We start from the raw sequence: 17,713 nt of genomic DNA, 5'->3' as shown, positions 1-17,713 counted from the left end.
GGGGTCCTGCCGGTCCGGCGCTTGGCGGGCCGGGTCTTCTCAGTCGGAGAAGGCAGCCGCGCGGGCCGTGCCTTCAGTACGGATACAGCTCCCACAGTGATGCCTCACATCCGGCCGATGGCGGCTTCGGCGAGACGGCCGAGTTCCGCGATGGCATCCTTCGCGGACTGGTTGCCCACGATCGCGGGCTCCAGCGTCGGCTTGATCTTCTCGCGGATCTCCATCCAGGCCGCGGTGCCGCCCTCGGAGCAGGCCGCGCTCATGTTCTGGAGGGAGAGATCGACGAACTTGTTCTCCTTCACGTAGCCGGACTCGTTGAGGTCCTTGAGCCCCGGCACCGAACCGCGCTGCTTCGCCGCTCCCAGGATCGAGTCGGGGGTCGAGAGGTACTCGACCAGGGCACGTGCCGCGGCCGGGTGCTTGGAGCTCGCCGACTGGGTGACGAGCGTGCCGCCCTGGAGCATCGCCGGCTTGCGGTTGGCCAGGATGAACGCGCCGAGGGTGTCGTCCTTCAGCAGCTCCGGGTTCTGGTCACGGACCTGCTCCCACAGGGCGCTCGTCGTCATCATCATCGACGCCTTGCCGGTCTGGACGTTCGACGGTGCACCGGCAGCCGTCTTCTTGGTGTAGTCGGCGGAGCCGTCCGCGGACAGGTCCTTGAAGAACTGCAGCGCCTCGACGCCCCGGTTGTCGGTGAACAGCACCTTCTTGCCGTCCGCGCTGAACAGCTGACCGCCGTTGGCGAACAGGAACGTCTCCCAGCACTGGCGCAGATCGATGGAGAACGGGTCGAATCCGACCCGGCCGCCCTTCGTCAGCTGCTTGGCGACGGCCCGCAGTTCCGCCCAGTTGGCCGGGGTCTTCTTGATGCCGGCCTCGGCGAAGTGGTCCTTGCGGTAGACGACGATGCGGGTGTCCAGGACGACCGGCAGCGCGTACAGCTTGCCGTCGTAGCGCGACGGCTCCAGGACCCGCTTCTCGTAGTCGTGCGCGGTGGCGAACTTCTCGGGCAGCGGGGCGATGGCCTTCTTCGCGGCGAACGGCGGGATCCAGCCGACGCCCATCATCAGCACGTCGGGCAGCAGCCCGCCGGCGAGCCCCGTGGTGATCTTCTCGTTGAGCTGCGCGTACGTGGTGTAGTCCACGTTCACCTTGACGTCCGGATACTTCTTCCGGAAGCCGCCGAGGATCTCCTTCTCCAACAGCGTCTTGCCGTCGGCGCCTTCGTAGATCGGGGTGAGCAGCGTGATCTCGCCCTCGGCGGGACCGTCGGCGGAGCCGGCCGTCGAAGAGCCGGTGCCGCAGCCGGAGAGTGCGGCCGCGGCCGTACCGGCGCCGATGGCAGCGAGCAGCGACCGTCGTTTGAGTTCCATTGGGCACCCCTTTTGAGGTGGAGACAGTGGATCGATCCAGCGATGGCAACCCGGCCATGGCTGGGAAGCGCTGGTAAATCGATGCACTGAGACTAAGAACGCCCCAAGAGGCTCGTCAACAGCTGATGCACAACAATTTTCGGGAAAGTTAACGGGTGTACCGGTGAAGAGAGTTCAGTAAATCGGTACACTAGTCTGGCGAACACGTTCCGAACCGGAGGTGGCATGAGCGGGGTAACGATCCATCAGGTCGCGGAGGCCGCGGGGGTCTCCGCGAGCACCGTGTCGAACGTCCTCAACGGACGTACGGACCGTATGCAGGCGGCGACCCTGGCTCGCGTCGAGCAGGTGATAGAGCAGCTCAGCTACCGGCCCAACCGCGCGGCGCGCATGCTGCGCACCGGCCGGATCAAGGTCATCGGCCTGATCGTGCCGTCCGTCGCCAACCCCTTCTGGGGGGCGCTGGCCCGGGAGCTGGAGGCCATCGCGCTGGCCGAGGGCTATCACGTACTGCTCTGCAACAGTGAGCGCGATCCGGCCCGTGAGCTCAAGTACGGCGAGGAGCTGCTGGCCGACGGGGTGAGCGGTGTGGTGCTCTGCTCCTCGCTGCCCTCGCTCGACCATGTGGCACCGCTGCTCAGCCGCGGTCTGAAGATGGTCGCCTTCGACCGCACCGCCCAGGCGGGCGATCCGCCGTCACTGGCCTCGATCAGCGTCGACAACGCGATGGGCGCCGAGCTCGCCACCCGGCACCTGCTCGAACTGGGCCACCGCCGGCTGGCCTTCGTCTCCGGCTCGGTCAACAGCGTCAACCGCCGCGAGCGGCTGCGCGGCTTCCGGGCCGCCCTGGAGTCGGCGGGCCTCGACCCGGCCGACGCGATCGTCTGGCCCGGCGCCGGCACCACCGAGTTCGGTGACAAGGACGCGGCCGAACTGGGGCGCAGGGCGGCCCGCGAGCTCCTCTGCGGCCCGCGCCCGCCCACCGCGTTCGTCGCCATCAACGACATGTGCGCGATCGGGATCTGCCGGGGCGCGAAGGACGCCGGCCGCAGCGCGGGACAGGACGTCTCCGTGGTCGGGTTCGACGACATCCTGCTCGCCGACCTCTTCGAGCCGCCGCTGACCACCGTCCGCCAGCCGCTGCCCGAGATGGCCGCGGAGACGTTCCAGCAGCTGAAGGCCCGGATCGACTCCGCCCCGGTCGCCGGACGTTCGCTCCTGATCAGGCCGAGACTCGTGGTCCGGGAGTCGACGGCTTCCGCCCCCGCCGAGGTGGCCGCGGCCGAGGAGGCTCTCGCGCACCGGTGAGTCACCGGTGCGCGTCGGCGTCGTCCGCCGGCCGGTGCACGGACGACGCGAGGACACCGCCCCGGAAGCGGTGCCCTCGCGCCGGTGTCCTCGGACGCCCCTGGATCAGGAGGCGGTGCAGGCGCCGATGGCGGGCGCCGAGGTGTTGCCGTTCGTCATGACGGTGAACCCGAAGGACGTCGAGGCCCCGGCGGCCAGATTCCCGTTCCCGTTGGCCTTCATCGTCATCACGTTGCCACTGCTGTCCCAGGACGGAGTGCCGTTCCAGGTGGTGGCGATCTTCTGCGGCGACGTCACCGTCACCGGAACCGTCCAGCCGCTGATCGCCGAACTGCCCGCCGTGATGGTCACCTGCCCGTTGAACCGGTCGCCCCAGGTGTTGGTCCGGGTGTAAGTGGCCGTGCAGGCACCGCTTCCACCACCGCCGTCACCCCCGCCGCCGGTGCCGCCCAGCGCCGCGAGCACCGCGCTGTAGGCCGGCTTCTTTCCGTAGTTGTCGTCGAACAGCAGCGGGGTGCCGCCGGCGCGCCACGAGTACTTGTCCGGAATGCCCCACACGGTGATTCCGGCGCAGCGCGACACGGCCAGGCAGGCGTTGACGACCTTGGTGTAACTCGCGGCCTGAGCCGATCCCGAACCCTCGATGTCCAGCTCGGTGATCTGTACGTCGACCCCGAGATCGGCGAAGCGCTGCAGGTTGGCCTGGTAGTCGGAGGGGACGGGGGAGTTGCCGTTGAAGTGCGACTGGAAGCCGACGCAGTCGATCGGCACCCCGCGCTGCTTGAAGTCCTTCACCATGGCGTAGACCGCGTTGCTCTTCGCGTTCTGGCCGTCGGTGTTGTAGTCGTTGTAACAGAGCTTGGCGCCGGAGTCGGCGGCCCGGGCGGTGCGGAAGGCCTCCTCGATGAAGCCGTTGCCGAGCTTGTCCTGGAAGGGCGAGCTGCGCCTGGCCCCGCTGCTGCCGTCCTGGTAGGCCTCGTTGACGACGTCCCAGGCGTAGATCTTGCCCTTGTAGTGCGCCATCACCTGGTTGATGTGGTTGTTCATCGCCGAGCGCAGATCGGTGGCCCCGAGCCCGCTGACCCAGCCGGGCAGCTGGGAGTGCCACACCAGCGTGTGACCGCGAAGCTTCATGCCCCGGCCCTGGGCGTGGCTGACGATCTGGTCCGCGGAGCTGAAGTTGAAGCTGTTGCGGGAGGCCTCGACGGCGTCCCACTTCATCTCGTTCTCCGGGGTCACCATGGTGAACTCGGTGTCCAGGGTGGAGGCGTACGCGGACTCGCCCAGGTGGTTCGCGGCGACGGCTGCGCCGAAGTACCGGCCCTTGGCGGCGGCCGATGCCCCGAGCGTCGTCGCGGCGTCGGCGGTGCCGGCGAGGGAGAGGACCCCCGCGGCGGCGAGTACCCCCGCCGTGGCGAGCACGCAGGCCCGTCGTGTCCGTGAGCGCAGCCACGGACGTGCGGCCTCGCCGCCGTGCGGTGAGTTGACGATCACTTTCCAACACCTTCTTCCGATTGCCGGACGGGCTTGAGCGGGCCGTCCGGACGGGTGGGTGGACCGTGCGCTGAGCGGTTCGTTCGCCGCGGGGGATGAACCGTCCAACGACGGTTCCGCGGCGCGAAGTTGATCGGTGATGCAGGGAGCGAGGGAGAGTATGCGCGCGCCCGGACGGCTCGTCAACGCCACATTTCCGAAATATTTCGGTGAGATTAACCGCTTCATCGCCACCGTGTGGCGCCGTGAACTGGTCTTATGCCCTTTGGCTCACAACTGGTCGCGGGACGTGCAGGGCGGATGGGTACATTCGGCATCGAGAGTTACGAAAGGATTCCGAATGTCGAGCGTGAGGGGAGGGTTGAGCGGTCGTCGCGATGGCGGAGTCGGCTCAAGCCGGAGCGCTTCTGAACAGGCATGTTGCCGCTCACGCCATCGAATCGGATGACTGATCAATCGAAATCGACGGCACAACAGACCGAAATATTTCGGTCCGTAAAGAATCTTGAATCGAATCGCGGAGATCCCCGGAATCCCCCGTGGCACGATCGGTCCCGCGGTCGGCCGAGGGGCCGGATCTTCTGTCCGGAGGGATTCATGGCGACACGTTGGAGTCTGACGATCGACTGCGCGCACCCCGCGCGACTGGCGGAGTTCTGGGCGCTCGCCCTGGGCTACGCGAAGAAGCCGCCGCCGAAGGGCTTCGGCAGCCGGGAGGAGTGGTTCGCCCACTACGACGTCCCGGAGGAGGAATGGGGCGACGGCGCCTATCTGGCGGACCCGGACGGTGAGGGGCCCGGCCTGTCCTTCATGAAGGTGCCCGAGGCGAAGGCCGGGAAGAATCGGCTGCACATGGACGTGCAGGCCGGTGGCGGCCGTGAGGTGCCGTGGGAGGTGCGGTGGCCCCGCGTGCTGGAGGCGCTGGAGCGGCTGACTGCCGCGGGGGCGACGGTCGTCGAGGAGTTCGAGGCCGACGGGCGGCCCGATCACCTCTGGATGGCGGACCCGGAGGGCAACGAGTTCTGCCTGCTGTGACCCGGATGCGCGGCTGCGGGACGGCCGGCCGCAGAGGCGGGCCGTCCCGGTCCGGTGCGGTCAGTTCGCCGAAGCGGCCCAGCCGTTCGCCTCGATGCGCCGCGCGTCGCCCGGCCGTCCTTCGTCGAAGACCGTGCGTCCGCCGTCCTCGACCCTGATCGCGTCCACGTACACGCCGCGTCCGACGTACAGCTGATCGGTGGTGTACCGCCAGCGCAGCACGGTCTCGGTGCCGCGCCACTGGGCGAGGTCCGCGTCCAGGCGGTGCCAGACCCGGTCCGACCATCCGGAGACCGAGCCCGTCGGGTGCGCTTCGGGCTGTGGGCGGTGCTGCTGCGGGGCCGGCGTGGTGGTGAACGGGACCGGCTGCCAGTTGGCCCCGGCGTCGGTCGAGGCCTCCAGGAAGAGGAAGTCCGACGCGGGCTCGGTGTCCCACCACAGCGCACAGCTCAGCCGGGCGCGCGAGGAGGCCGGGGTGAGCGGCGGGAGTGCCAGCGTGGCCGTCGAGGCACTGGCCATGCCGGAGAACCACGCGGTACGGCCCCGGGCCGGCCGGACCGCGACCGCCCGGGCCAGCTGGTTGGCCGTCGCGACCCGCGGCGCGCTGCCGGAGCGCCAGTTGCGCACCGGGTGCACCGAGTTGCCCAGCACGATCAGGAACGAGTCGGTGGACGGGTCGAGGACCAGGCTGGTGCCCGTGAAGCCGGTGTGGCCGGCCGTACGGGGTGTGGCCATCGCGCCCATGTACCAGTGCTGGTAGAGCTCGAAGCCGAGGCCGTGCGCGTCACCGGGGAACGCGGTGTTGAAGTCGGTGAACAGCAGATCCACCGATGCGGCCGAGAGGATCCTCGCGCGTCCGTACACCCCGCCGTTGAGCAGGGTGCGGGCGAGGATCGCCAGGTCCCAGGCGCAGGAGAAGACCCCGGCGTGGCCGGCGACCCCGTCGAGGCTGAAGGCGTTCTCGTCGTGGACCTCGCCCCAGACCAGGCCGCGCTCCAGTCCCGACCAGGGGAGCCGGGCGTCCTCGGTCGCGGCGATCTTCGGCTTCCAGGAGGCCGGCGGGTTGTACCGGGTGCGCTGCATCCCGAGCGGAGCGGTGATCTGTTCGCGGAGCAGTACGTCCTCGGTGCGGCCGGTGATCTTCTCCAGTACCAGCTGGAGCGAGATCAGATTGAGGTCGGAGTAGAGGTACACCGTGCCGGGCGGGTTCGCCGGGACCTCGTTCCAGAGCAGCTCCAGCTTCCCCTCGCGGGTCGGCGCCGTGTAGAGGGGGATCCAGGCACGGAAACCCGAGGTGTGCGTGAGCAGCTGACGGATCGTGATGTCCTGCTTGCCGCCGCCGGCGAAGTCCGGCAGATACGTGGCGACGGTCGCCTCCAGCTCCAGCGTGCCGCGCTCGATCTGCTGCACAGCCAGGATCGAGGTGAACAGCTTCGACACCGACGCCAGGTCGAACACCGTGTCCTCGGCCATGGCGATCTGCTGGTCCGCCGGGAACTCCACCCCGGTGTCGGTCGTCTCGTCGTACGCCGCGTAACGCACCGCCTTGCCGATCGGACGCTGCAGTGCCACCGTCCCGCCCCGCCCCGCGAGCAGCACGGCACCCGCGTACCAGGGGTGTTTGGGCGAGTCGGCGAGGTATCTCTCCGCCTCGGTGACCAGTTGGTCGAGCGGCTCCTGCAACAGCCCCGCGCGCGCGGCCGATCCGCGGCGCAACGTCGGCCTGCCGTGCCCCGACGCGGTCCCTGTGCCCATGTCCGACGACCCCGCCCCCGACTCCGTGGCAGACGCCGCCTCCGCGAACGGGATGGGCGCCAGGGCGAGAGCCCCGCCCAGGGCCAGCATCCCACTGCCCAGCCTCCGCCGGCTGATGCCCCCGCCCGCCGTGTCCTCGGTCATCCGGAACCCCTTCCCACTGCCTGAAAGTAACTTTCGAAAATTCTTCCGAGCATGAAACTTCCTGCCGAGGCAGAGAGTACTGTCCCCCCTCGCCGCCCCGTAGGCCCCGGAGTCACAAAGAATCTGACACAGCATCAGAAAATCTCTTCCCTCGGTTGTCGGACTGCGGCATCCTGCCGCCCATGGAGACGGAGCTGAGCCAAAAACTGGGGATCGAGCACGCCATCTTCGGCTTCACGCCGTTCCCGGCGGTGGCCGCGGCCATCACCCGGGCCGGAGGATTCGGCGTACTCGGCGCGGTCCGCTACACCGCCCCCGACGACCTCGCACGCGACCTCGACTGGATGCAGGAACACACGGACGGCAAGCCCTACGGCCTCGACGTCGTCATGCCCGCCAAGAAGGTGGAGGGCGTGAGCGAGGCCGATGTGGAGGCGATGATCCCGCCCGGCCACCGGCAGTTCGTGCAGGAGACCCTCGCCAAGCACGGCGTCCCCGAACTCGCCGAGGGCGAGGCGTCGGGCTGGCGCATCACCGGCTGGATGGAGGAGGTCGCCCGCAACCAGCTCGACGTGGCGTTCGACTACCCCATCAGACTGCTCGCCAACGCCCTGGGTTCACCGCCCGCCGACGTCGTCGCCCGCGCCCACGAGCACGACGTCCTCGTCGCCGCGCTCGCCGGCAGTGCCCGGCACGCCCGCCACCACGCGGACGCCGGAATCGACGTGGTCGTCGCCCAGGGGTACGAGGCGGGCGGCCACACCGGAGAGATCGCCTCGATGGTCCTCGTCCCGGACGTCGTCGACGCCGTCGGTCCGCTCCCCGTCCTCGCGGCGGGCGGCATCGGCAGCGGTGAACAGGTCGCCGCCGGGCTCGCCCTGGGCGCCCAGGGCGTCTGGCTCGGCTCCCTCTGGCTCACCACCGAGGAGGCCGACATGCACTCCCGGGCGCTGACCGCCAAACTCCTCGCCGCGGGATCCGGCGACACCGTCCGCTCCCGCGCCCTCACGGGCAAACCCGCGCGTCAGCTCCGTACCGAATGGACCGACGCCTGGGACGACCCGGCGGGACCCGGCACGCTGCCGATGCCGCTCCAGGGTCTCCTGGTCGCCGAGGCCGTCTCCCGTATCCAGAAGTACGAGACGGGCGCCCTGCTCGGCACCCCCGTCGGCCAGATCGTCGGCCGGATGAACACCGAACGCAGTGTGCAGGCCGTCTTCGACGACCTGACCCGCGGCTTCGAACGGGCCGTGGACCGGATCAACCGCATCGCCGGACGGAGCGCCTCATGAACCAGCCGCCCAACGGCTTCTGGGCCCAGGCCACCGCAGACCCCGACCGCACGGTCCTCATCGCACCCGACGGCGAGGACTGGACGGCCGGACGGCTGCACGCCGAGGCCAACCGCATGGTCCACGGACTGCGCGCGGCGGGCCTGGAGGAGGGCGACGCGTTCGCCGTCGTCCTGCCCAACGGGGTCGAGTTCCTCACCGCCTACCTCGCCGCCTCGCAGGCCGGCTTCTACCTCGTCCCCGTCAACCACCACCTCGTCGGGCCCGAGATCGCCTGGATCGTCGCCGACTCCGGCGCCAAGGTGCTCGTCGCCCACGAACGCTTCACCGAGGCCGCGACCGCCGCGGCCGACGAGGCGAAGCTGCCCGCGAGCCACCGCTACGGAGTCGGCGCGGTCGACGGCTTCCGCCCGTACGCCGAACTGCTGGAGAACCGGCCCGTCTCGCCCCCGGAGGGACGCACGCTCGGCTGGGTCATGAACTACACCTCCGGCACCACCGGCCGCCCCCGCGGCATCCGCCGGCCGCTGCCCGGAAAGCTCCCCGAGGAGACCTACCTCGGCGGTTTCCTGGGCATCTTCGGCATCAAGCCGTTCGACGGGAACGTCCACCTGGTGTGTTCGCCGCTCTACCACACGGCGGTGCTGCAGTTCGCGGGAGCGGCCCTGCACATCGGCCACCCGCTCGTCCTGATGGACAAGTGGTCGCCCGAGGAGATGCTGCGGGCGATGGACACCCACCGCTGCACCCACACGCACATGGTCCCGACCCAGTTCCACCGCCTCCTCGCCCTGCCCGAGGAGGTCCGGCAGCGGTACGACGTCTCCGCGATGCGCCACGCCATCCACGGCGCGGCCCCCTGCCCCGACCACGTCAAACGCGCCATGATCGACTGGTGGGGCCGCTGCGTCGAGGAGTATTACGCGGCCAGCGAGGGAGGCGGCGCCTTCGCCACGGCCGACGACTGGCTGAAGAAGCCGGGCACCGTCGGCCGGGCCTGGCCGATCAGCGAACTCGCGGTCTTCGACGACGACGGCAACCGGCTCGGGCCGGGCGAGCTCGGCACCGTCTACATGAAGATGAGCACCGGCGGCTTCAGCTACCACAAGGACGAGGGCAAGACGCGGAAGAACCGCATCGGCGACTTCTTCACCGTCGGCGACCTCGGCGTCCTCGACGAGGAGGGCTATCTCTTCCTCCGCGACCGCAAGATCGACATGATCATCTCCGGCGGCGTGAACATCTACCCCGCCGAGATCGAGGGCGCCCTCCTCACCCACCCCGCGGTCGCCGACGCCGCGGTCTTCGGCATCCCGCACGCCGACTGGGGCGAGGAGGTCAGGGCCGTGGTCGAAGCGGCCGAGGGGCACGAGGCGGGTGACGCACTCGCCGCCGAGATCCTCGGACACTGCGCGGGGCTGCTCGCCGGCTACAAACGACCCAAGACCCTGGGATTCATCACCACGATGCCCCGCGACCCCAACGGCAAGCTGTACAAACGGCGGTTGCGCGAACCGTACTGGGAGGGACACAAGTAGAACCCCCCTCGGCGGGTCCGGCCCGCCGCGCGGGTCCGGCCGGTTCTGGCAGCGTACGGCCTACGAACACGAGCGCGACGATCCGGGCACTGGCGACCCGGTGGACCGTGGTCGTGCCGCTCGTCGCGGCGCTCGCGCTGGTGTTCAGGGCTGCGCGCGAGCTGCCGCCGTTCGCGTCGCCGTGGTCGCGCTCTGCCTCGCCGGCGCCGTCCTGGCCGCCGTGCACCATGCCGAGGTGGTCGCCCACCGCGTCGGCGAACTGGCCGTGACCGCGCCCAGCTCACCTTCGCCGCCGTCGCCTCGCTGTTCCTCTACGGCCTCTTCGTCGCCGTCCAGACCGTCAGGCACAGGGAGTACCTCCTCCCGCTCACCCAGGACGGCCACCTCAAACGGGACGACCACCGGGGCGCGCAGCCCTCCCGGCCCTTGACCACCGGGCCCCGGCCGCACAGGATCACGCCATGACCGGTGTACGCAGCAGCACAGTCGACGGCGTCGTGACCCGCAGCGCACGGCGCACCCCCGAGCGCACCGCCCTGCGGTACGCCGACCGGGCCTGGACCTACCGCGGGCTCGACGAGGCGGTCGGTACCGCGGCCGCCGTCCTCATGGACGGCCACGGACTGCGCCCGGGGGACCGGGTCGCCTCCTACGCCCACAACTCCGACGCGTACCTGATCGCCTATCTCGCCTGCGCCCGCGCCGGGCTGGTCCACGTGCCGGTCAACCAGAACCTCACCGGCGACGACCTCGCGTACATCCTGGAGCAGTCCGGCAGCTCCCTGGTCCTCACCGACCCGGACCTCGCCGGCCGGGTCCCGCAGGGGTACGCCGTACGGGCGCTGCGCGACGCCCCCGGCTCCCTCCTGGCCGAACTCGACAGCCCGCGCCCCTTCGTCCCCGCGCACGAACCGGCCGCCGACGACCTCGTCCAGCTGCTGTACACGTCCGGCACCACCGCCCTGCCCAAGGGCGCGATGATGACGCACGGCGCCCTCGTCCACGAGTACGTCAGCGCCGTCACCGCCCTGGACCTGCGCGCCGGCGACCGGCCCGTGCACGCCCTGCCGCTCTACCACTCGGCGCAGATGCACGTGTTCCTGCTGCCCTATCTCGCGGTCGGCGCCGAGAACACGATCCTGGACGCCCCGGACGCGGCCCGGATCTTCGACCTCGTCGAATCGGGACAGGCGGACAGCCTCTTCGCCCCGCCCACCGTCTGGATCGGCCTCGCCAACCACCCCGACTTCGCGACCCGCGACCTCGGCGGTCTGCGCAAGGCCTACTACGGGGCGTCGATCATGCCCGTACCGGTGCTGGAACGCCTCCGCGCACGCCTGCCGGGCCTCGCCTTCTACAACTGCTTCGGACAGAGCGAGATCGGTCCCCTCGCCACCGTCCTGGGACCGGACGAGCACGAGGGCCGGATGGACTCCTGCGGCCGCCCCGTCCTCTTCGTCGAGGCCAAGGTCGTCGACGAGCACGGCAAGGAGGTCCCCGACGGCACGGCCGGCGAGGTGGTCTACCGCTCGCCCCAGCTGTGCAGCGGCTACTGGGACAAGCCGGAGGAGAGCGCCGAGGCGTTCCGCGACGGCTGGTTCCACTCCGGCGACCTCGCCGTCCGCGACCCGGAGGGCTACTTCACCGTCGTCGACCGGGTGAAGGACGTCATCAACTCCGGCGGCGTCCTCGTCGCCTCCCGCCAGGTGGAGGACGCGCTCTACACGCACCCGGCGGTCGCGGAGGCGGCGGTCGTCGGACTGCCCGACGAGCGCTGGATCGAGGCCGTCACCGCCGTCGTCGTCCTGCGCGGGGAGGCGACCGAGGCCGAACTGATCGCTCACGCCCGCGAGAAGCTGGCCCACTTCAAGGCCCCGAAGCGGATCGTGTTCGTGGACGGCCTGCCGCGCAACGCCAGCGGGAAGATCCTCAAGCGGGAGCTCCGCGACCGCTTCGCCTGAGGAGGCGCGGGCGCGTCACCGGCGGACGCGGGCGACCCCGACATGGAAACTGTCGGTGGCGTCCCTGCTCTCGGGGACGGCCCGGTCCTGGTGCCATCGAGGGGCGGTGACCAGGCCCGGTTCGACCACGTCGAGCCCGTCGAAAAACCGCGCGACCTCCGCCCCGGTCCGGGGCCTCAGGGTGATGCCGCTCGACCGGTATTCGTCGGTCTTGTCCTGCTCGCCGGAGAGGAAGTCCTTGGTGAAGTGCGACAGCACCAGGCAACTGCCCGGCGCCAGCGCGTCGAGGAGGGTGCGGGTGATGCCGTAGGGGTCGTCCTCGTCCGGGACGAAGTGCAGGAGGGCGATCAGGGACAGCGCGACGGGCCGGCCGAGGTCCAGCACGGTACCGGCGTGTTCGAGGATCTTCCCGGGCTCGCGCACATCGGCCTCGAGATAGGCGGTGGCGCCCTCCGGCGTGCTGACGAGCAGCGCCTCGGCATGGCGCAGCACGATCGGATCGTTGTCCGCGTACACGACCCGGGCCGCCGGATTGATCTCCTGGACGATCTGATGGAGATTCGGCTGGGTCGGAATGCCCGTCCCGATGTCGAGGAACTGGTCGACGCCCGCCCGCGCGGCCCAGCCCGCCGCCCGGTGCATGAACGCCCGGTTCTGCGCGACGGCGTCCTTCGCCTCGGGCGGCATCTGCTCGCCGAGCGCCTGATCGACGGGGTAGTGGTCCTTGCCGCCCAGGAGGTAGTCGTAGACGCGCGCCGGGTGCGGCCTGCCGGTGTCGATCCGAGTCCTGGCCGGGCCTGTCGTCATGGCGAGCTCCAAGTTCTTCGGTACGGGAGGACACGCGGAACGGTGCCGCGGGGGCCGGGCACATCTCCGTATCCACCGTGCCCCCTGCACGCATCCTGCCACAGCAACCACGCGCGCCCCGTGGTCAGTTGAACGGCCGGACGGCTGCGCCGCAGGTCAACTGCCGGGACGCTCCCGCTCGTCCACGATCCGCCGGAACTTGCCGACCGACCTCTCCAGCGTCTCGGGATCCAGGATCTCCACCCCGACCGAGACGCCGATCCCGTCCTTGACCGCCGCCGCGACCGACGCGGCGGCCGCCGCCCGCTGTTCGGGAGTCGCCCCCGCCCGGGCCTCCGCCCGCACCGTCAGCACGTCCAGCCGGCCCTCGCGGGTCAGCCGGAGCTGGAAGTGCGGCGCCACCCCGGGCGTCCGGAGCACGATCTCCTCGATCTGGGTCGGGAAGAGGTTCACCCCGCGCAGGATCACCAGGTCGTCACTGCGCCCGGTGACCTTCTCCATGCGCCGGAACACGCGGGCCGTGCCCGGCAGCAGCCGGGTCAGGTCCCGGGTCCGGTAACGGATCACCGGCATGGCCTCCTTGGTCAGCGAGGTGAACACCAGCTCGCCCTCCGACCCCTCCGGCAGCACCTCGCCGGTGAACGGGTCGACCACCTCGGGATAGAAGTGGTCCTCCCAGATGTGCAGCCCGTCCTTCGTCTCCACGCACTCCTGCGCCACGCCCGGGCCCATCACCTCGGACAGCCCGTATATGTCGACCGCGTCGATCGCGAACCGCTCCTCGATCTCCCGGCGCATCTCCTCCGTCCACGGCTCGGCCCCGAAGATCCCCACCTTCAGCGACGTCGTCCGCGGATCGACGCCCTGCCGCTCGAACTCGTCGAGGAGGGTCAGCATGTACGACGGCGTCACCATGATGATCTCGGGCCGGAAGTCCTGGATCAGCTGGACCTGCCGGGCCGTCATCCCGCCCGACGCGGGAATGACCGTGCAGCCCAGCCGCTCCGCGCCGTAGTGCGCGCCGAGACCGCCGGTGAACAGCCCGTAACCGTACGCGACATGGACCTTCTGCCCGGGACGCCCGCCGGCCGCCCTGATCGAGCGGGCCACCACGTCCGCCCAGGTGTCCAGATCCCGTTCCGTGTAGCCGACGACGGTCGGGCGGCCGGTCGTCCCGCTGGAGGCGTGGATCCGCCGCACCTGCTCCTCGGGCACGGCGAACATCCCGAACGGATAGTTGTCCCGCAGGTCGGCCTTGGTGGTGAACGGGAACCTGGCCAGGTCGGCGAGGGAACGGCAGTCGTCCGGACGCAGTCCCGCCAGGTCGAACGCCTTCCGGTAGTGGCCGACCCGGTCGTAGGCGTGGCGCAGGGTGGCCTGCAGCCGCTCCAGCTGCAGCGCCTCCAGTTCCTCGCGGCCCATCCGTTCCGCCGCGTCCAGCAGAGCCGTCATGCGGATCCCCTCTTCCCGTGCGCCCCGTGGCGTGCCCCTGCGCACCGCGCAGACGACCGATCATTCGGTCGTTCCTTCCGGGAGCAGTAATTCAGGATCTTGCACCGCGTGGCAAGAGGGACGACGCATTCGGCCTCCGGCCGGCCCGCTGCACCGCTGCCGCCTCGTGCCGCAGAGCCGCCTCGGCCGGCCGCTCCGGCTCGAACACCGCCATGGCCACGCGCAGCCGCGCCGGCAGCGCGCCCCACACCTCGTCCATGAGCTCCGCACCGTCCTGAGCCCCGGTACGCGCCTCCGGGGCACCCTCCCGCATCGCGGATACGCCCGTACCGAACACGGCTGCATCACCCGGTCGGCCCTGTTTGGATGGGTCCATGCCGACTTTCCATACGTACGACGGGACCGAACTCGCCTATCGCGTGCTGGGGGAGGGCGCACCGCTGATCTGCCTGCCGGGCGGCGCGATGCGGGCCGGCGCCTACCTCGGAGACCTCGGCGGGCTCTCCGCCACCCGGCAACTGGTCGTCCTCGACCTGCGTGGTACCGGGGACTCCGCCGTACCGGACGACATGTCCACCTGCCGTTGCGACCGGCTCGTCGAGGACGTCGAGGCGCTGCGCCTGCACCTCGGACTCGACCGCGTCGATCTGCTCGCCCACTCGGCGGCCGGTGACCTCGCCTCGCTCTACGCCGCACGCCACCCCGAGGCCCTGCGCAGCCTGATCCTGGTCGCCCCCGGCACCCGGGCCACCGGATTCGCCTTCGTGGAGCGCGCGGCCCGGGAAGCCGCCGCGCTGCGCTGCGCGGAGCCCTGGTACGCGCAGGCGCTCCCCGCCCTGGAACAGATCTGGGCGGGACACTTCACGGACGAACTGCGCGCCGCCTCCCGGCCTTTCCTGTACGGGCGGTGGGACGGGGCGGCGCAGGAGCACGCGGCCCGGTCCGCCCGTGAGATCAACGCCGCTGCCGCCCAGGCCTATTACGCCGACGGCGCGTTCAACCCCGTCGAGACGGTGGCCTCGTTGCGTACGTTCCCGGCCCCGGTCCTCGTCCTGACCGGCGAGTACGACGGCCTCACCACCCCCGACCGGGCCGCCGAACTGGCGGCGCTCTTCCCGGAGTCGGAGTTCGCCGTGCAGCGCGGGGCCGGGCACTTCCCGTGGCTCGACGACCCGGGCGCCTTCGTCCGGACCGTCACCGCGTTCCTGGACCCCGAGGTGCACAGCGTCCAGGCCGGCGGAATACGCCTCGCCTACCGGGTGTGGGGGGAACCCTCCGCACCGCCCGTCGTCCTCGCCCACGGGCGGTGCGGAGACAGCACCACCTGGACCGAGGTCGCCGAACGGCTCGCCGCCGGCCACCGGGTGTACGCCTTCGACTTCCGCGGCCACGGACTCAGCGACTGGACCGGGCGCTACTCCTTCGAGCTGTTCCGCGACGACCTGCACGCCTTCCTTGAGGCCCGCAACCTCTCCGGTGCCACGGTCGTCGGGCACTCCATGGGCGGCGCCGCGGCCTTCCTGCTCGCCGAGCGGCAGCCCGGACTCATCGGCAGGCTCGTCCTGGAGGAGGCGCCCCCGCCCTTCCCGCTCGACCCGCCCCGCGGACCCGTCGAACGCCCCGAAGGACGGCTCGACTTCGACTGGCCGGTGGTGCCGTCCATCAACGCCCAGCTCAACGAGCCCGACCCGGAGGGGCGCGAGCGCCTCGCCGAGATCACCGCGCCCACCCTCGTCATCGGCGGCGGACCGGGCAGCCAGATCGTCCAGGAGGACCTCGCCTGGATGGCCCGGCAGATCCCCGGCGCCCGGCACGTCACCATCGACGCGGGCCACCTCGTGCACACCGAACGGCCGGAGGAGTTCCTCGCCGCCCTCCGGTCGTTCGGTGTGGGCTGACCCGGGACACGGGCCCCGGGGTCAGTCCCGGCGCAGCAGCGCCACCATGACCTCGTACAGGGCCGCCTCGGCGTCCTCGACACCCGACTCCGCACGCCAGGCGACGAAGCCGTCGGGCCGCACCACCACGGCGCCACCGGCGCTCGTCCCGTGCGCCTCGGCCCAGTCGGCACCGGCCTCCGGCTCCAGATCGCCGCCCGGTCCCGTGCCGATCCCGAACGCGTCGAGCCGGGCCCCCAGCCGGTCACCGACCCGCGCCGCGGCCCGGCGCCACGCCACGTCCGAGGCGTCGGTGAGCAGCACGAAGGACCGCTCGTACAGATCCAGCGTGGAGATCCGCTCACCGGCCCTGCGGACCCACAAGTGCGGCGCCCTGCTGCCCGGATCACCGTTCAGCAGCACCCCCTCGGGCACCACGGGCCGGTCCGGACCGACGCCCAGCACCGCACCGTTCACGTACCGGTAGCCGAGCGCCACGTTCAGCATCCCGCCGCGCTTGCCGCCGCCCACGGCCGGCGGCGGCGCGTACCCCGGGTGGCTGTGCTCGCCCGAGCGTGCCGAGGCCCGCTCGCTCGTCGCCCGGGCCACCGGCAGCCGCTCCGCCTCGTACGTGTCCAGCAGTCCCGGACCCGCCTCGCCGCGCAGCACCGCGGCGAGCTTCCACGCCAGGTTGTGCGCGTCCTGGATACCGGTGTTGGAGCCGAAGGCCCCGGTGGGCGACATCTCGTGCGCCGAGTCGCCGGCCAGGAAGACCCTGCCCCGGGCGTACCGGTCCGCCACCCGCTCGGCCGCGTGCCACGGCGCCTTGCCGGTGATCTCGACGTCGATGTCCGGCGCCCCGACGGCCTTGCGGATGTGCGCCGCGCACCGCTCGTCCGTGAAGTCCTCCAGTGTCTCGCCCCGGTCCGGCTGCCACGGCGCGTGGAACACCCACTCCCGCTCGTTGTCCACCGGCAGCAGCGCGCCGTCGGCCTCCGGATTCGTCAGGTAGCAGACGATGAAGCGCCGGTCGCCCAGCACCTCGGCGAGCCGGGCGGAGCGGAAGGTGATGCTCACGTTGTGGAACAGGTCGCCGGCACCCGAACGGCCGATGCGCAACTGCTCACGGACCGGACTGCGCGGACCGTCGGCGGCGATCAGGTAGTCCGCCCGAACGGTCGTGTGCTCACCCGTCCGCCGGTTCTTCAGGGCCGCGGTCACACCCGAGCCGTCCGGGTCGAACGACATCAGTTCCGTGGAGAACCGCAGATCGCCGCCCTGCTCCAGTGCCCGGTCCAGCAGGACGGGCTCCAGGTCGTTCTGGCTGCACAGGCACCAGCCGCTCGGGCTGAAGCGGGCGAGCGCGCCACCCGGGTCGATCTCCTTGAACAGCCACTCCTGATCGTCACCGGTCAGCGAACCGGCCTGCAGAATGCCGTGGTTCTCCGCCAGGACCGACGCGGCCGCACGGATCTGCGGCTCCACCCCGGCCCGGCGGAAGATCTCCATCGTGCGGACGTTGTTGCCGCGGCCCCGTGGGTGTGTCGAGGTGGCGTCGTGCTTCTCGACCAGCAGGTGCTCGACGCCGAGCCGGCCGAGGAAGAGGGACGCGGACAGGCCCACCAGGGAGCCGCCCACGATGAGGACCGGTACATGGACGTCGACGTTCTCGTTCAT

Annotated in this window: 12 protein-coding genes and 1 pseudogene; 7 read left to right on the top strand and 6 right to left on the bottom strand. The window is 70.8% G+C overall.

Annotated elements, in window-relative coordinates; translation table 11 throughout:
• Nucleotides 1–104 precede the first annotated feature (104 nt).
• Nucleotides 105–1,373 (bottom strand): ABC transporter substrate-binding protein, encoded by a 1,269-nt coding sequence (locus tag OG408_RS03290; protein WP_266787069.1) that lies wholly within the window; start codon nucleotides 1,371–1,373, stop codon nucleotides 105–107.
• A 225-nt stretch (nucleotides 1,374–1,598) separates the two neighbouring features.
• On the opposite strand from OG408_RS03290, the gene OG408_RS03285 reads away from it, so the two are divergent.
• Nucleotides 1,599–2,681 (top strand): LacI family DNA-binding transcriptional regulator, encoded by a 1,083-nt coding sequence (locus OG408_RS03285; RefSeq protein ID WP_266787070.1) that lies wholly within the window; start codon nucleotides 1,599–1,601, stop codon nucleotides 2,679–2,681.
• A 105-nt stretch (nucleotides 2,682–2,786) separates the two neighbouring features.
• Here the strand turns inward: OG408_RS03285 and OG408_RS03280 are convergent, their stop codons facing one another.
• On the bottom strand, nucleotides 2,787–4,130 hold the full coding sequence (locus tag OG408_RS03280) for an endo-1,4-beta-xylanase (protein WP_326674462.1): 1,344 nt from the start codon (nucleotides 4,128–4,130) through the stop codon (nucleotides 2,787–2,789).
• Between the two features lie 642 nt (nucleotides 4,131–4,772).
• Between OG408_RS03280 and OG408_RS03275 the strand changes: the two genes are divergently transcribed.
• Nucleotides 4,773–5,210: a VOC family protein gene (locus OG408_RS03275; protein WP_326668062.1), complete on the top strand. Its 438-nt coding sequence runs from the start codon at nucleotides 4,773–4,775 to the stop codon at nucleotides 5,208–5,210.
• A 60-nt stretch (nucleotides 5,211–5,270) separates the two neighbouring features.
• On the opposite strand, the gene OG408_RS03270 is transcribed toward OG408_RS03275, so the two are convergent.
• Nucleotides 5,271–7,109, bottom strand: a complete 1,839-nt coding sequence (locus OG408_RS03270; protein WP_326668061.1) for a serine hydrolase — start codon at nucleotides 7,107–7,109, stop codon at nucleotides 5,271–5,273.
• A gap of 182 nt (nucleotides 7,110–7,291) precedes the next feature.
• Between OG408_RS03270 and OG408_RS03265 the strand changes: the two genes are divergently transcribed.
• The 4 genes and pseudogenes from OG408_RS03265 (at nucleotide 7,292) to OG408_RS03250 (ending at nucleotide 11,900) form a co-directional block, all read left to right on the top strand.
• Complete coding sequence (locus OG408_RS03265) at nucleotides 7,292–8,401, top strand: NAD(P)H-dependent flavin oxidoreductase (protein WP_266787075.1); 1,110 nt, start codon at nucleotides 7,292–7,294, stop codon at nucleotides 8,399–8,401.
• A complete protein-coding gene (locus tag OG408_RS03260; RefSeq protein WP_326668059.1) occupies nucleotides 8,398–9,939 on the top strand; it encodes an acyl-CoA synthetase in 1,542 nt (513 codons plus the stop codon). The genes OG408_RS03265 and OG408_RS03260 overlap by 4 nt, the downstream gene beginning before the upstream one ends.
• 80 nt (nucleotides 9,940–10,019) lie before the next feature.
• A pseudogene (locus tag OG408_RS03255) lies at nucleotides 10,020–10,362 on the top strand (hypothetical protein); the annotation flags it as partial.
• A 38-nt stretch (nucleotides 10,363–10,400) separates the two neighbouring features.
• Complete coding sequence (locus OG408_RS03250; RefSeq protein WP_326668057.1) at nucleotides 10,401–11,900, top strand: acyl-CoA synthetase; 1,500 nt, start codon at nucleotides 10,401–10,403, stop codon at nucleotides 11,898–11,900.
• A 15-nt stretch (nucleotides 11,901–11,915) separates the two neighbouring features.
• Here OG408_RS03250 and OG408_RS03245 read toward each other — a convergent pair whose 3' ends face one another.
• Nucleotides 11,916–12,707: an SAM-dependent methyltransferase gene (locus OG408_RS03245; protein ID WP_266787081.1), complete on the bottom strand. Its 792-nt coding sequence runs from the start codon at nucleotides 12,705–12,707 to the stop codon at nucleotides 11,916–11,918.
• Nucleotides 12,708–12,863: 156 nt separating this feature from the next.
• Complete coding sequence (gene paaK, locus OG408_RS03240) at nucleotides 12,864–14,159, bottom strand: phenylacetate--CoA ligase PaaK (protein ID WP_326668053.1); 1,296 nt, start codon at nucleotides 14,157–14,159, stop codon at nucleotides 12,864–12,866.
• A gap of 374 nt (nucleotides 14,160–14,533) precedes the next feature.
• On the opposite strand from paaK, the gene OG408_RS03235 reads away from it, so the two are divergent.
• A complete protein-coding gene (locus OG408_RS03235) occupies nucleotides 14,534–16,057 on the top strand; it encodes an alpha/beta fold hydrolase (RefSeq protein ID WP_266787085.1) in 1,524 nt (507 codons plus the stop codon).
• A 21-nt stretch (nucleotides 16,058–16,078) separates the two neighbouring features.
• Here OG408_RS03235 and OG408_RS03230 read toward each other — a convergent pair whose 3' ends face one another.
• On the bottom strand, nucleotides 16,079–17,713 hold the full coding sequence (locus OG408_RS03230; RefSeq protein WP_266787087.1) for an FAD-dependent oxidoreductase: 1,635 nt from the start codon (nucleotides 17,711–17,713) through the stop codon (nucleotides 16,079–16,081).

Origin of the sequence: Streptomyces sp. NBC_01257, assembly GCF_035917255.1 — a bacterium.
GTDB lineage: Bacteria > Actinomycetota > Actinomycetes > Streptomycetales > Streptomycetaceae > Streptomyces.
The sequence above is the reverse complement of the archived record's forward strand: the minus strand, read 5'-3'. Positions and strand labels throughout refer to the sequence as shown.